The 13,343-nt window shown below is 72.2% G+C and carries 12 protein-coding genes; 5 read left to right on the top strand and 7 right to left on the bottom strand.

Annotated elements, in window-relative coordinates; genetic code table 11:
* The first annotated feature begins 42 nt into the window (after positions 1-42).
* Positions 43-816, top strand: a complete 774-nt coding sequence (locus AB8735_RS11590; protein ID WP_372407020.1) for an SDR family oxidoreductase — start codon at positions 43-45, stop codon at positions 814-816.
* Positions 817-862: 46 nt separating this feature from the next.
* Here the strand turns inward: AB8735_RS11590 and AB8735_RS11595 are convergent, their stop codons facing one another.
* A complete protein-coding gene (locus AB8735_RS11595; RefSeq protein WP_344021091.1) occupies positions 863-1,465 on the bottom strand; it encodes an XRE family transcriptional regulator in 603 nt (200 codons plus the stop codon).
* Between the two features lie 91 nt (positions 1,466-1,556).
* Between AB8735_RS11595 and AB8735_RS11600 the strand changes: the two genes are divergently transcribed.
* From AB8735_RS11600 to AB8735_RS11610, 3 genes are all read left to right on the top strand, one after another.
* Positions 1,557-2,504 carry an NAD(P)/FAD-dependent oxidoreductase gene (locus AB8735_RS11600; RefSeq protein WP_344021092.1) on the top strand — a complete coding sequence of 316 codons (948 nt, stop codon included), beginning with the start codon at positions 1,557-1,559 and terminating at the stop codon, positions 2,502-2,504.
* 70 nt (positions 2,505-2,574) lie between these two features.
* A complete protein-coding gene (gene trxA, locus AB8735_RS11605; RefSeq protein WP_372407022.1) occupies positions 2,575-2,904 on the top strand; it encodes a thioredoxin in 330 nt (109 codons plus the stop codon).
* Positions 2,905-2,937: 33 nt separating this feature from the next.
* Positions 2,938-3,822 (top strand): methyltransferase, encoded by an 885-nt coding sequence (locus AB8735_RS11610; protein ID WP_344021095.1) that lies wholly within the window; start codon positions 2,938-2,940, stop codon positions 3,820-3,822.
* A gap of 90 nt (positions 3,823-3,912) precedes the next feature.
* On the opposite strand, the gene AB8735_RS11615 is transcribed toward AB8735_RS11610, so the two are convergent.
* The 6 genes from AB8735_RS11615 to AB8735_RS11640 are packed head-to-tail and all read right to left on the bottom strand — an operon-like array spanning position 3,913 to position 12,256.
* Positions 3,913-4,377 carry a group II truncated hemoglobin gene (locus AB8735_RS11615; RefSeq protein ID WP_372407024.1) on the bottom strand — a complete coding sequence of 155 codons (465 nt, stop codon included), beginning with the start codon at positions 4,375-4,377 and terminating at the stop codon, positions 3,913-3,915.
* Between the two features lie 32 nt (positions 4,378-4,409).
* Positions 4,410-5,288: a GNAT family N-acetyltransferase gene (locus AB8735_RS11620; RefSeq protein ID WP_344021099.1), complete on the bottom strand. Its 879-nt coding sequence runs from the start codon at positions 5,286-5,288 to the stop codon at positions 4,410-4,412.
* Positions 5,289-5,335: 47 nt separating this feature from the next.
* A complete protein-coding gene (locus tag AB8735_RS11625) occupies positions 5,336-6,478 on the bottom strand; it encodes an acyl-CoA dehydrogenase family protein (protein WP_372407026.1) in 1,143 nt (380 codons plus the stop codon).
* 2 nt (positions 6,479-6,480) lie between these two features.
* Positions 6,481-7,236 (bottom strand): thioesterase II family protein, encoded by a 756-nt coding sequence (locus AB8735_RS11630; RefSeq protein ID WP_372407029.1) that lies wholly within the window; start codon positions 7,234-7,236, stop codon positions 6,481-6,483.
* Complete coding sequence (locus AB8735_RS11635) at positions 7,236-8,858, bottom strand: GMC family oxidoreductase (RefSeq protein ID WP_372407031.1); 1,623 nt, start codon at positions 8,856-8,858, stop codon at positions 7,236-7,238. The genes AB8735_RS11630 and AB8735_RS11635 overlap by 1 nt, the downstream gene beginning before the upstream one ends.
* Positions 8,855-12,256 (bottom strand): amino acid adenylation domain-containing protein, encoded by a 3,402-nt coding sequence (locus AB8735_RS11640; protein ID WP_372407033.1) that lies wholly within the window; start codon positions 12,254-12,256, stop codon positions 8,855-8,857. The genes AB8735_RS11635 and AB8735_RS11640 overlap by 4 nt, the downstream gene beginning before the upstream one ends.
* A 495-nt stretch (positions 12,257-12,751) precedes the next feature.
* Between AB8735_RS11640 and AB8735_RS11645 the strand changes: the two genes are divergently transcribed.
* Positions 12,752-13,339 carry a flavoprotein gene (locus AB8735_RS11645; protein WP_344021109.1) on the top strand — a complete coding sequence of 196 codons (588 nt, stop codon included), beginning with the start codon at positions 12,752-12,754 and terminating at the stop codon, positions 13,337-13,339.
* Positions 13,340-13,343: the final 4 nt, after the last annotated feature.

The raw sequence follows: 13,343 nt of genomic DNA on the forward strand, positions 1-13,343 counted from the left end.
AGGCCGATCGAGAACGGCCCGTGACGAACCCTAGGAGAAGCGATGTCGACAACCATCCTGGTCACCGGCGGTACGGGCACCCTGGGCCGGCATGTCGTCCCGCTCCTGCGCGCGGCCGGCCGCGAGGTGCGGGTGCTCAGCCGGCGCGGGGGCGCGGCCGCGGACGGCGTCGAGTACGTCGCCTGCGACCTGTTGGGGGGCGAGGGGATCGACGCGGCACTGGCCGGTGTGGACACCGTCCTGCACCTCGCGGGCGGGCCCAAGGGCGACGACGTCGCGACCCGCAACCTGGTGGCGGCCGCGGCGCGGGCGGGCGTGGCGCACCTGGTCTACATCTCGGTCATCGGCGCCGACCGGATCCCGCTGGGCTACTTCCGGGCCAAGTGGAACGCGGAGCGGGCCGTCGAGGAGTCGGGCGTGCCATGGACGACGCTGCGGGCGGCCCAGTTCCACGACCTGGCGCTGACCGTGGCCGGGAAGATGGCCGGACTGCCTCTCGTCCCGGCGCCGGGCGGGCTGCGGTGGCAGCCGGTGGACGCCCGGGACGTGGCGGCGCGGCTGGTGGAACTGGCCCTGGGCGAGCCGGCCGGCCGGGTCCGCGACCTGGCCGGGCCGACGCTGTACGGGCTGCACGAGCTGGCCCTGGACCACCGGCGGGCGAGCGGCAGGCGGAGCCGTCCGACGCTTCCGGTGCGGATGCCGGGCAAGGTCGGCCGGGCGTACCGTGCGGGCGCGAACCTGTCGTTGGACGACGTGGACACGGGCGGGCGGACGTGGGAGGCGTTCCTGGCGGAGCGGGTGGGCGGCGCCCGGTGAGGGGTGCGCCCCGGCCGCGCCCGGCCGCACCGGCGGGAGGCGGCCCTCAGGCCGTCGGCTCCTTCGCCGCGGGAGTCGGCTTCGCCCGGACGTGCATCCGCTCCCCCTGCCGGCCGAAGAGGCTGAGGAGTTCGACCGGGCCCTCTCCCGTGCTGCCGAACCAGTGCGGGAGGCGGGTGTCGAACTCGGCGGCCTCGCCCGGGCCGAGGACGATGTCGTGGTCGGCGAGGATCAGCCGGGCCTTGCCGGCGAGGACGAAGAACCACTCGTAGCCCTCGTGGGTGCACAGCTCGGGCGTGCTCAGCGCGGGCGGGATGATCACCTTGAAGGTCTGGAGGGGGCCGGGCTGGCGGGTGAGCGGGATGACCGTCTTGCCCGCGACGTGCTTGGAGGTCAGGCGGATGCGGGGGTCGCCGACCTCGGGGGCGCCGACCAGTTCGTCGAGGGGCACCTGGTGCGCCTGGGAGATCGGGAGCAGAAGTTCCAGGCTGGGCCGGCGCTGGCCGGACTCCAGGCGGGAGAGGGTGCTCTTGGAGATCCCGGTGGCCTCGGAGAGCGTCGAGAGCGTCACACCGCGCTGTATGCGCAGCCGCTTGAGACGGGGGCCGACCTCGGTCAGGGCGCGGGTGATGGCGTCGGAGATCTCCATGGCGCCATTGCACACCCCGTGTTCCCAAAACAGCAACAAAAATTGCCACCCCTGGGTGACGGTCGCAGGCTGACCTGCGGAGGTGATCGCAGTGAGCGACACGAGCAAGGACATCTACGACGTCGTGGTGATCGGCGGCGGCGCCGCGGGGCTGAACACCGCGCTGCTGCTGGGCCGCTCCCGCCGCAAGGTGGCCGTGGTCGACGGCGGCAAGCCGCGCAACGCCCCGGCCGAGCAGATGATGGGCTTCCTCTCCCGGGACGGGATGTCCCCCGCGGCCCTGCTGGAGGTGGGCCGCAAGGAGGTCGCCGGCTACGGCGTGGACCTGATCGACGCCCAGGTGGAGAGCGTCGAGAAGGGATTCGTCGTCCAGCTGGCCGGCGGCGCGGCGCTCAGGGCCCGGCACGTCGTCGTGGCCACCGGGCTGCGCGACGAGCTGCCGGAGATCCCGGGCGTGCGCGAGCGCTGGGGCAAGGACCTGCTGCACTGCCCGTACTGCCACGGCTACGAGGTGCGCGACCAGGCGTTCGGCGTGCTCGGCACCCACCCCAACGCGGTCAACCACGCCCTGCTGCTGCGCCAGTGGTCCGACGACGTGGTCTTCTTCCCGCACACCATGGAGATCACCGACGAGGACCGCGAGAAGCTCGCCGCGCGCCGCATCCGGATAGCCGAGGGCGAGGTCAAGTGGCTGGTCGTGGAGGACGACCGGCTGCGCGGCGTGGAGCTCTCCGAGGGCCGTGTGGTGCCCCGCGAGGCCGTCTTCGTCTTCCCGCGCATGGTGCCCAACGACGCCCTGCTGGACGGGCTGGGCTGCGACAAGGACGCCATGGGCTTCGTGACCACCGACGGCGTCGGCCGCACCAGCGTGCCCGGCCTGTGGGCGGTGGGCAACGTCGCCGACCCGCGCGCCCAGGTCGTCACCGCCGCGGGCCAGGGCTCCGCCGCCGGTTTCGCCCTCAACCACGACCTCCTCGCCGACGACATCGCCCGCGACCTGGAGGACTACCGCAACCCGGCCGAGCCGATCGTCCGCTAGCGCGTCCGCACCACCGCACCGACCACTGCACCACCTCCCCCGTACAACCCCCGTACAAGGAGAACGACCGATGGCCAAGCCCGTGGACGCCCTCACCGAGGACGCCTTCCCCACCCGCGTCCTTGAGGCCACCACGCCCGTCCTCATCCAGTTCTGGGCGCCCTGGTGCGCGCCCTGCCGGATGATGACCCCCATCATCGAGAAGCTCGCCGAGGAGCAGACGGGCCAGCTGGACGTCGTCAAGGTCAACGTCGACGACGAGCCCTCGCTCGCGATCCAGCACGGCGTCTCCTCGATCCCCGCGTTCATCGTCTACGCCGACGGCGAGCGCAAGGAGCAGTGGGTGGGTGCCTCCCCCAAGCCCGTCCTCGAACGGACCCTCGCCGCCTACCTCCGCTGATCCCCACCCGCCCCGCCCGGAACAGGAACAGCCATGAACCCTCACCACCCCGGGGACGTCGCCCACGACGCCCCGGCCGCCCAGCTGGAGCGCGAGGCCGAACTGCACGTGTCCTCCCTGGAGGAGACGGTGGAGTGGCTGCGGGGCCTGGTCTGCGCCGGGGACGGCGTGGACGAGGCGGTCGGCCGCGTCCTGGACGTCGGCTGCGGTCCGGGGGTGGGCACCTGTCTGCTCGCCCGGGCCTTCCCGCGGGCCGAGGTCGTGGCCGTGGACCGGGACCCCGCCGTGCTGGAGCGGGTCCGGCCGCGCGCCGCGCGCCGGCACCTGGCGAGCCGGGTGACCGTCCGGCAGGCCGAGCTGCCCGGCGGGTTCGAGGAGCTCGGCACGGCGGACGTGATCTGGGCGGGCCATGTCGTCCACCACCTGGGCGACCAGCAGGCGGCGCTGGACGCCCTCGCCTCCCGGCTGCGCCGCGGCGGGCTGCTGGCCGTCGCCGAGCGCGGGCTGCCCCCGCGCTTCCTGCCCCGCGACATCGGCATGGGCCGCCCGGGCCTGCAGGCCCGGCTGGAGGCCGCCGACGAGGACTGGTTCACCGCCATGCGCGGCGAACTGCCCGGCGCGTCCGCCACCGTCGAGGACTGGCCCGCGATGCTCGCGCGGGCCGGGCTCATCCCGACCGGGACCCGGACGTTCCTCACGGACCTGCCCACGCCGCTGGGCCTGCCGGCCCGTGAGCACCTGCACGGCTATCTGACGCGGCTGCGCGACCGGGCCGGCGACCGGCTGGACGCCGAGGACCGCGCGGTGCTGGAGCGTCTGGTGGACGGCGACGCCTGCACGGGCATCCTGTGGCGCCCGGACGCCTTCTATCTGAGCGCCACCACCGTCCACACCGCACGAGCCTGTTCCCGGGACTGACCGTCCCCCCGTCCGGCCAGTACCGGGAACACCGAGGGGCCCGGCACGCGATGAGCGTGCCGGGCCCTTTCACCTGTGTCGCACAAAGGCTCAGTCGGAGCCGGGGGCGGCCTCGCCCCAGCCCCAGAGCTTGATGGTGGTGCGGCTGCCGAGTTCGGCGTCCTTCTGCGAGTTGGCCATCGCACGCCGCGAGCCGAACTCGATGTAGGCGTTGAACGCGGAGCGGAACTCCGCGTCCTGGGGCAGCCCGACCTCGTCGGCGGCCTGCCGCATCAGATCGACCCAGCGGTTGCGCTGCTCCGGCTTGATCTGCCGGCCGATGTGCCGGGAGAGCATGCGCGGGTAACCGCCGTGCTCGTCCGTGTACTTGGCCGGGCCGCCGAAGACCTCGCCGAGGAACGTGGCCACGTGCTGCGGGTGGTCGTCGGCCATCCGCGCGAAGAGCGGGGCGAGGATCTCGTCCTTGCGCACCTTCGCGTAGAACGCCTCGGTGAGCTTCTCCAGGACCTCGGCGCCCCCCATCCACTCGTACATGGTCGGAACGGAGTCCGCCATCGTGCACCTCCTGAGTTCAAGTGTCGCGTCGGTCAGCCGAGTTCGAGGGTGGTGGTCGCGTACGCCTGGCCGGCGCGGCTCCAGGGGACCTCTCCGGTGTACATCCGCACGGTGCGGAAGCGTTCGGTGAGGCCCCGGGACCTGACCAGGTCGCCGCCCGCCTTCTGCGGCTCGGGCATGTCGAGGGAGACCCCCGCCCCCGGGCCGAGGTCCGCGGTGAGGGTGTCGAGGAGCGCCTCGGCGTCCTCGGGGGTGTCGGCGAAGAGCGGGCCGATCCGGTGGCCCTCCTGGGCCGGGCGGATCACCCCGTATCCGGTGACCGCGCCGTTGCGCACCCGCGCGTGGCCCACGTGCCCGGGGGCCGTCAGCCAGCGGCGGACGAAGTCGCCGCGGTCGGCGGGGCACCAGTCGCGGTCGTAGGCGGCGACCGCGTCCAGGTGGCCGGGCCCGATCCGTACGGTGCCCTCGGCCGGGCGTCCCGGCCGGGTGAGGACGCCGCCGTAGCGGACGGTGTCCCAGACGGCCCGGAAGCCGTGCTTCTCGTAGTTGGAGCGCTGGGGCAGCGCGGCGTCCAGGCCGATGACCCGGTTCCCCGCGTGGGGGAAGGCCGCCTCCCAGGTGGCCAGGCCCAGGCCCTGCCCGCGCAGGTCGGGATGGACCAGGTAGTGGCCCATGAAGGCGTAGGTGTCGGAGTAGTTGACGACCGAGATCGCCGCGACCGGGGTCGTGCCGAGGCGGGCGAGGAAGAAGCCGGCCGGGTCGGTGGCGTGGAAGCACGCCACGTCGCCGAGGCCGACGTTCCATCCTTCTCCGTTGGCCCACTCCTCCACGTGCCGCCATTCCTCCAGCGTGGCGACCGAGACGGTGAGCCCGTCGGTTCCCGCGCTCAGGGATTCGCCGGGGTGGTTCATGCGGGGGGTACGTCCCTTCCGTTGCTGATCACGTACCGAAGGAGCGCTCACAGCCCGAGCGAGCGGCCGATCAGTTCCTTCATGATTTCGGTGGTGCCGCCGTAGATCGTCTGCACCCGGCTGTTGGCCCACTCGCGGGAGATCGGGCTCTCCTTCAAGTAGCCGTAGCCGCCGTACAGTTGCAGACAGCGGTTGGCGACCTCGACCTGGAGCTCGGTGGTCCACCACTTGGCCTTGGCCGCGTCGGCCACCGTCAGGCGCCCGGCGTTGAGCTCGGTGATGCAGTGGTTGAGGAAGACCCGGGCGAGGGTGACCTCGGTGTCCATGGTGGCGAGCTGGAAGCGGTTGTGCTGGAAGCTCCCGATGGCCTGCCCGAACGCCTGCCGCCCGCGGGCGTACTCCAGGGTGTCGGCCAGCATCTTCTCGGCCGCGGCGACCGCCACCGTGGCGATGCTGAGCCGCTCGCGCGGGAGACCGGCCATCAAGTAGGCCATCCCCACGTTCTCCTTGCCGATCAGGTTGGAGGCCGGCACCCGGCAGTCGTCGAAGAACAGCTCGCAGGTGTCGCTGGCCGTCCAGCCCAGCTTCTCCATGCGCCGGCCGCGGGTGAAGCCGGGGGTGTCCCGCTCGACGACGATCAGGCTGATGCCCTGGCCGCCGCGCTGCGGCGCGGTCTTGGCCGCCACGACGATCACGTCGGCGTTCTCGCCGTTGGTGATGAAGGTCTTCTGCCCGTTGAGGACGTAGAAGTCCCCGTCGCGCACCGCGGTGGTGCGGATGTCGGCCACGTTGGACCCGGCGTCCGGCTCGCTCATCGCGATGGCCGCGATCAGCTCGCCGGCGCACAGCCCGGGCAGCCAGCGCTTCTTCTGCTCGGGCGTGGTCCGGCCGGACAGATAGGTGGCGATGACGTCGTTGTGGGCGACGAAGCCGGGCGCGGTGACCCGGGCCCGGATCAACTCCTCGGAGAACACGGCCGGGTAGCGGAAGTCGGTCTCCCCGCCCCCGCCGTACTCGGTGGGCACGCCCACGCCCAGCAGCCCCGCGGCCCCGGCCTTCGTCCACAGCTCACGGCTGACGATGCCGTCCCGCTCCCACTGGTCGTGGTACGGGATGGCCTCGCGGGCCAGGAACGTGCGGCACAGCTGCCGGAAGTCCTCGTGCTGCGCCTCGTACACGGTGGTCTGCATGTCTAGCGCTCCCCTTCGCCGATGACGCCGATGTCGCCGATACCGGCGATGTCCCCGCCCACGATCGCCATGACCGCCGCCGGGTCCTGCACGGCGGCGAAGTGGCCGCCGTCGATCTCCACCCGGCGGGCGTCGGCCGTGCTGTGCCCGCCCCACTGCCACATCTGCGCGGGCGTCACATAGGCGTCGTCCCGCGCCGCGATCAGCGTGAGGGGGAAGCCGACGCACAGCCCCCCGGCCTCTGCCGGGAACTGCCGCCGCACGACGTAGTCCTCGCGCATCAGCCGCACCAGGAAGGCGCTCATCGCACCGTTCGACAGCAGCTCGGGCGCCGTCCCGCCGTCCCCGGCGATCTTCTCCAGCAACTGCCCGTCGCTGAGCGCGTCCGTGTCGTCGGGCTTCTGCAGCCCCGGCGGGAGCGCCGCCGAGAGGAAGGCGCGCACCGGCGCCTCCCCCAGGGCCCGCTCCGCCGCGGCGGCCACCGCCAGGCTCAGCGTCGCGCCGAAGCTGTGCCCGAAGGTGGCCCAGCGCGCGCCCGGGTCGGTGGCCCGGGCACGGCGCAGGTCGTCGGCCACGAACGCGGCGGTGGACGCGACGAGTTCGCGGAAGTCGTCGGTCCGGGTCTCCCGCCTGCGGGTCCCGCGGCCCGGCTGGTCCACGGGGACGACCGTCAGCCGGTCGTTCTCCAGGGCCTTCCAGGGCCGGTACGCCACCGAGGTGGCGCCGGCGTGCGGGAAGCAGTAGAGCCGAGTGCTCATTACTTGGTGCTCCCGGAGATCCGCTCGGCCAGCATGATGGTGGTCATGTTGGTCGGCACGCTGGGCATCGACGGGAAGACGGACGCGTCGACGACCCGCAGGTTCTCCGTGCCGTGCACCCGGCCCTCCTGGTCCACGACCGCCATCGGGTCGCTCGCCGGGCCCATCCGGGACGAACCGGCGGCGTGCCAGCCGGGGTTCATGATGTTCCGGACCCCGCTGCGCAGGATGCGGTCGTTGGCCACCATCGTGTCGGTCCAGAACTGGGTCTCCTCGAAGCGGTCGGCGAGCGCCGGGCTCCGCAGGATGCTCCAGGCCTTGCGGACGCCGTGGCAGAGCCGGTCGACGTCCTCCTCGACGGTGCCCAGGCCGAGTTCGATGACGGGCTTGGCGTACGGGTCGGCGTCCTCCAGGAAGACCCGGCCGCGCGAGGCGGGGCGGAGCAGCATCACCGAGACGCCCACCACCAGGGGCCAGTCCAGCCGGTTCTCGAAGCCCGGCACCGTCGAGCTCTCGACGTTGTTGAGCAGGCCGACCTGGATGTCCGTGTCGTCGTCGAAGCCGCTGGACATGCGGGCCGCGACGGTCCGCCAGGGCAGACCGGCCGTGCAGACGCCCGGCTTGGGCTTGGACCAGATGACGACGGAGGGGTGGTCGACGAGGTTCTCGCCGACGCCCGGCAGGTCCACGACGGGCGCGACGCCCAGGGACTCGGTCAGTCCGGCGGCGGCGACGCCGGAGCGCATCAGGACGACGGGGGTGCCGATCGCGCCCGCGCTGAGGATCACATTGCCGGCGTGGACGGCCGACAGCCCGTTGTCGTCGAGGATTTCGACGCCGACGGCGCGGTTGCCCTCGAAGAGGACCCGGGTGACCTTGGTGCCAGTGCGGATCTCCAGGTTGGGCAGGTGGCGGGCGGTGGAGAGATAGGTGGTGGCGGTGTCCATCCGCTCGCCGTCCACGGCGTTGCTGGGGATGACGCCGATGCCGGTCTCCCGGCCGCCGTTGAGGTCGTCCAGCTCGGGCAGGCCGAGCCGGACGCACTCGTCCCAGAACGCCGTGTCGATCTCGTGCAGGTGCTCGCGCTCGACCCGGCGGATGGGCACCGGGCCGCTGTCGCCGTGGAGTTCGGCGGGCATGCCGGGGTCGGTCTCGATCTCCCGGTAGTACGGGAGGACGTGCTCCCACGACCACTCGGGGTTGCCGAGGCGCACCCACTCCTCGAAGTCGCGGGGCAGGCCGCGCAGGGCGATGGCGCCGTTGACGGCCGAGCCGCCGCCCATGACCTTGCCCAGCTGGTAGGGGAAGCGTCCCCACAGGGCCCGCGGGATCCTGGCCGCGGCGGCCTCGGCGACCCGGGCGCGGCCCTCGGGGCCGGCGGCCACCAGGTCCTCCAGGCGGCTGCTGCCGCGGAGGTTGGCGAGGTAGTCCCAGTTGTAGTCGCGCAGGATGAGCCGGCTGGCGTCCGCGAGCGGGTGGCTCTTCTCCCGGGGGGACGGCTGGTCGCCGCCGGCCTCCAGGAGGAGCACCCGCCGGTCGCCGTCGGCGGCGAGCCGGGTGGCGGTGACCGTGCCGGCGGAGCCGCCGCCGACGATCACGTAGTCCCAGGTGGCGTCGGTCATGCCCCGGCCTCCTTGAGAGAGACGATGATCTCGGCGAAGTCGGCGATGGTCGAGTTCATGAACAGGCCCTCGATGATCTCCTGTTCGGCGGAGGCATCGATGCCGAACTCGGTGCGGAGGTGGCCGATGATGCCGACGGCGTGCAGCGAGTCGCCGCCGACGTCGAAGAACCCGTCCTCGATGCCGAAGTCGCCGTGGCCCAGCTGCTCGGCCCATACGGTGAGGAGCCGCTCCTCGATGTCGTTGCGCGGCGAGACGCGGCCGTCCGCGCCCTCCGACTCCTGCCACGGCGAGGGCAGGGCTCCCTGGTCGACCTTGCCGTTGGGGGTCAACGGGACGGCGTCGAGGGGGATGTAGTGGGTGGGCACCATATAGCTGGGCAGCGCCCCCGCCAGGGTCTCGCGCAGCACGGCCGCGTCGATCCGCGCCCCGTCCGTGCCGTCGGCTCCGCCCGTCACGAGGTACGCGGCGAGCTGGCGCTGGCCGGTGCGCGGGTGGGCCGGGGCGGTCACCAGGGCCTGGCGGACGCCCTCCTGGCGCAGCAGGGTGGCTTCGATCTCGCCGAGTTCGACCCGGTAGCCGTTGATCTTCACCTGGAAGTCGGTGCGGCCGAGGATCTCGATGTCGCCGCCGGGCCGGTAGCGGCCCAGGTCGCCGGTGCGGTAGAGCCGTTCGCCGGTGGCGGGGTGGGTGATGAATCGTTCCGCCGTGCGGACCGGGTCGGCCCAGTAGCCCTGGGCGACGCCCGTGCCGCCGATGTAGAGCTCTCCGGTGACCCCGGCCGGGCAGGGTTCCAGCCACTCGTTGAGGACGTGGAAGGTCTGGTTGGCCAGCGGCTTGCCGTAGGGGATGCTCGACCAGTCGGCCGAGACCTCGCCGATCGGGTAGTGGATCGACCAGATCGAGCCCTCGGTGGCGCCGCCGAGGCTGATCGCCTTGAGGTTCGGGAGGTGCTCGCGGAGCCGGCCGGGCAGGTCCAGCGGGATCCAGTCGCCGCTGAGCAGGGCGAGCCGCAGGCTCGCACCGGTGCCGGGGGCGGCCTCGGTCAGCGTCTCGACCCACATGCGCATGGGCGCGGGCACGCTGTCCCAGATGGTGACCCCGTACCGGTCGATGAGCTCGGTCCAGTGCGCGGGGTCGTTGGCCCGCTTGGGCTCGGGGACGACGATCGCGCCGCCCGCGCCGAGGACGCCGAAGATGTCGTACACCGACAGGTCGAAGCCGGTGGGGGCCAGCGCCAGCACACGGTCCGAACCGGTCACGCCGAAGCGGCGGTTGATGTCCTGGACGGTGTTGGAGGCGTTCCGGTGGGAGATCATCACGCCCTTGGGCTCACCGGTGGAGCCGGAGGTGAAGATCACATAGGCGAGGTCGTCCACGCCCTGCACTCCGGTGACCGGCTCGGCCCCGTAGCCGCGGGTCTCCGGGTCGTCGGCGGTGACGACCTCCAGCCCGTCCGGCCACGCCAGCGTCCCGCGCAGCCCGGCCTCCGTGACGACGGCCTTCGCCTTGCACTGGCCCAGCAGCTTCAGCCGCCGCTGCTCGGGCAGTTCGGGGTCGATGGCGACATAGGCGGCGCCCGCGTGCTGGACGCCCAGCAGGGCGGAGATCTGGCCGGGGCCCGGCCGCATCGAGACCGCGATCATCGTGTTGGGCTCGGCGCCGCAGACGTCGCGCAGCCGCCGGGCGAGGCGGTGCGCGCCCTCGGTCAGCTCGCGGTAGGTGGTCTCGGTGCCGTCGGCGGTGATGACGGCCACCGCGTCGGGGCTGCGCCGGGCGGCCTCGCCGACGAGCTCGTGCAGCAGGGCCGGCGGGATGTCCTGGGCGGTGGCGTTGGCGCGTTCGCGCTCGGCGAGGTGCGCGGCCGGCAGCGGGACGACGCCGCCGGTGGCCGACCACACGGTCTCGTCCTCCACCAGCCGGTCGAGCAGCGTGGTGTAGGCGTCGAACATGGCGTCCAGCGCGCCCTCGGGGAACAGGCCGTCCACGGCGTTCCAGTTGAGGACGAGCTCGCCGTTCTCCTCGGTGACCTGGTTCTCCAGCCAGACCTGGGGGGTCTGGCTGATGCCGTACGCCACGTCGCCGAACAGCCGCAGGGCGTCGGCGGTCGCCGCGTCGCCGTCCGCGCCCAGCATGCTGGAGAAGACGACGGGCATCGAGACGTTGCGCCCGTCGCCCTGGCGGCGGGTGAGCTCGCGCAGGACGCGGATGCCGCCGAACGCCGAGTGGGCCAGATCCGCGAGGAGTTGGCGCTGCACACCGGCGGCGCGCTCGGCGAAGGTCTCCTCGGCGGTGCCGCCGACGGTGAGCAGGCCGGGCGAGAGGAAGTCGCCGACGATCTTCTGCGCCTGCGGGTGCAGCGGCAGCCGGTGCAGCTGGGTGAGGGTGAGCGTGAACTCCTGCCGCTTGGACCAGGTGCGCAGCACCTCCGCATAGGCGGCCAGCAGCAGGTTGTTGGGGGTCAGGCCGTGGCGGTGGGCCGCGTCCGACAGCGCGGCCCACCGCTCGGGCGCGAGGGCCGCGCGGCGCCGGGTGAACGCGGGCCGGCCCAGGCGCTCGGGGGCCGTGCCGATGGGCAGGTCGGGGCCGGGGGACAGCTCGTCCACGCGGGAGAGCCAGTAGTCGGCGGACCGCTTGCCGAGGGGCTCGGACTCCAGCGCCTGCTCGGCCAGGACGTAGTCCCTGAAGGTGAGTTCGAGCGGCTCGGGCGACCAGGAGGGGTCGTCGTAGAAGCGGCGCCACTCGTCGAGGACGACGAACAGGCTGCGGACGTCGACGAAGAGGAGGTCCATGCTCAGGTGCAGCCGGACGCGGTCCTCGTCGAGGAGCGAGGCGCGGATGTCGAACGGCGGCCACTCCTCGGTGGGCAGCACCTGGTCGGCGAGCTCGGCGCGGACGCGGTCGAGGGCCTCGGCCTGCTCGGCGGCGTCTCTGCCGCGGAGGTCCTCGGCGGCTATCCCGTACGGCGGGACCTGCTCCAGCACCCGCTGCTTTCCGCCGGGTTGGACCACCGCGCGGAGCATGTCGTGCCGGTCGACGACCTTCTGGAGAGCCGCCGAGAGGCGGGGCACGTCCAGGCCGGTGCCGTCGAACTCGAAGTAGTAGTGGCTGGACACCCCGCCGAGTTCGAGGCCCTTGGTGCGGCCGACGAGGTAGGCGTGCTGGATGTCGGTCAGCGGGAACGGGTCGTTGCGCAGGCCCGGTTCGGGCTCGGCGGCCGGGAGGTTCGCCGGGTGCGGCCTGCCTCGCAGAAGGGCGGCCAGCTGGTCGTGGTGCTCGGCGACGGCCGCGCGGAGCTCCGGCGTCAGGGCGTCGTCCGGGGCCTCGATGTCGAGGCGATCGCCGTTCGGGCGAAGGGTGACACGACGATTCCGTAACTCGACAAGAAGGTCTTCCATCAAAGGTCCCCGTGCCTCTCTAGTGCTTCGCAATGCGTGGTGGTTCACGTGACGTGCGTCGCAGGTCGGTCCCGGTGAAGGGCGGGTGCATGGATGCTCGGGCGGCTGCCCATGGAACGGCGCGCCGGGCGGAGAACGGCCCCCTGCGCCTTTGTCAAGCTCCCGCGGTGAACCAACCTGTGGGTCGGGCGAGATCACTTCATGTGTTCGTATCGTAGTTGCAACAAACCGCATTGACAAGATCACGCAGCGGGTTCGCCATGGCCAAAAAGGTGCCCCCAAGCCACCTTTTCAGTTGCCCCAAGTTTTGTTTATGGAGGGGCAGTTGGCGTGTGATCGACATGGCCGTCGAGGTGTTTCGGGAGCAGGTCCGGCGGGGTAGGTGCGCAACGGCGGAGGCGTCCGGCACCCGCTGTACGCGAGTGCCGGACGCCTCAACTGAAAGGCCCGGACAAAAGGTTGAACCGGATCCTGGCACCGTGCATCATTGCAGTTATGTTAAATGCGACTGACGTACCGTCAGGCGGTCCGCGCGTCCTCGTCGGCGCCACCGGATCCGTGGCCGTGACCGCGTTGCCCTCCTACCTCGACGCACTCCGCGCCCGGCTCGGCGGCACCTACACCGTGCTGATGTCCCACACCGCGACCTCGTTCATCCCCCCGGACACCGTGCGGCTCTCGGCCGAGCGCGTCGTCCACGGCGAGGCCCCGTCGGACTGGCCGACGGACAAGCCCTCCCGGCTCGTCGCCGACCACGACATCCTGGTCGTCCTGCCGGCCACCGCGAACATCCTCTCCGCCGCCGCCACGGGCGCGGCCCCCAATCGCATCGCGACGGTCATCCTCTCCTCGAATTTCCCGGTCGTCTTCTTCCCCTCCATGGGCGGGCCCATGTGGGACAAGGCGGCAACGCAGCGGAATGTGGCGCAGATCCGCGAGGACGGCCACCACATTCCCGAGCCGGACTGGCACGATTCCTTCGACATTCACTCGGGCCTGACCACGCATCATCCGACGATGCCGTCGCCCGAGAAAGTCGCGGAAATCGTCGCCGAATTGCTGGAGAAGGCGCGGACCGCGTAGCCGG

It is taken from the genome of Streptomyces luteireticuli, from assembly GCF_041519305.1.
Lineage (GTDB): Bacteria > Actinomycetota > Actinomycetes > Streptomycetales > Streptomycetaceae > Streptomyces > Streptomyces luteireticuli.

Excerpts from the sequence above, each read along its gene's own strand:
- AB8735_RS11590 (WP_372407020.1), top strand. The coding sequence starts at position 43 with ATGTCGACAACCATCCTGGTCACCGGCGGTACGGGCACCCTGGGCCGG.
- AB8735_RS11595 (WP_344021091.1), bottom strand. The coding sequence starts at position 1,465 with ATGGAGATCTCCGACGCCATCACCCGCGCCCTGACCGAGGTCGGCCCC.
- trxA (WP_372407022.1), top strand. The coding sequence starts at position 2,575 with ATGGCCAAGCCCGTGGACGCCCTCACCGAGGACGCCTTCCCCACCCGC.
- AB8735_RS11610 (WP_344021095.1), top strand. The coding sequence starts at position 2,938 with ATGAACCCTCACCACCCCGGGGACGTCGCCCACGACGCCCCGGCCGCC.
- AB8735_RS11615 (WP_372407024.1), bottom strand. The coding sequence starts at position 4,377 with ATGGCGGACTCCGTTCCGACCATGTACGAGTGGATGGGGGGCGCCGAG.
- AB8735_RS11620 (WP_344021099.1), bottom strand. The coding sequence starts at position 5,288 with ATGAACCACCCCGGCGAATCCCTGAGCGCGGGAACCGACGGGCTCACC.
- AB8735_RS11625 (WP_372407026.1), bottom strand. The coding sequence starts at position 6,478 with ATGCAGACCACCGTGTACGAGGCGCAGCACGAGGACTTCCGGCAGCTG.
- AB8735_RS11630 (WP_372407029.1), bottom strand. The coding sequence starts at position 7,236 with ATGAGCACTCGGCTCTACTGCTTCCCGCACGCCGGCGCCACCTCGGTG.
- AB8735_RS11635 (WP_372407031.1), bottom strand. The coding sequence starts at position 8,858 with ATGACCGACGCCACCTGGGACTACGTGATCGTCGGCGGCGGCTCCGCC.
- AB8735_RS11640 (WP_372407033.1), bottom strand. The coding sequence starts at position 12,256 with ATGGAAGACCTTCTTGTCGAGTTACGGAATCGTCGTGTCACCCTTCGC.
- AB8735_RS11645 (WP_344021109.1), top strand. The coding sequence starts at position 12,752 with ATGTTAAATGCGACTGACGTACCGTCAGGCGGTCCGCGCGTCCTCGTC.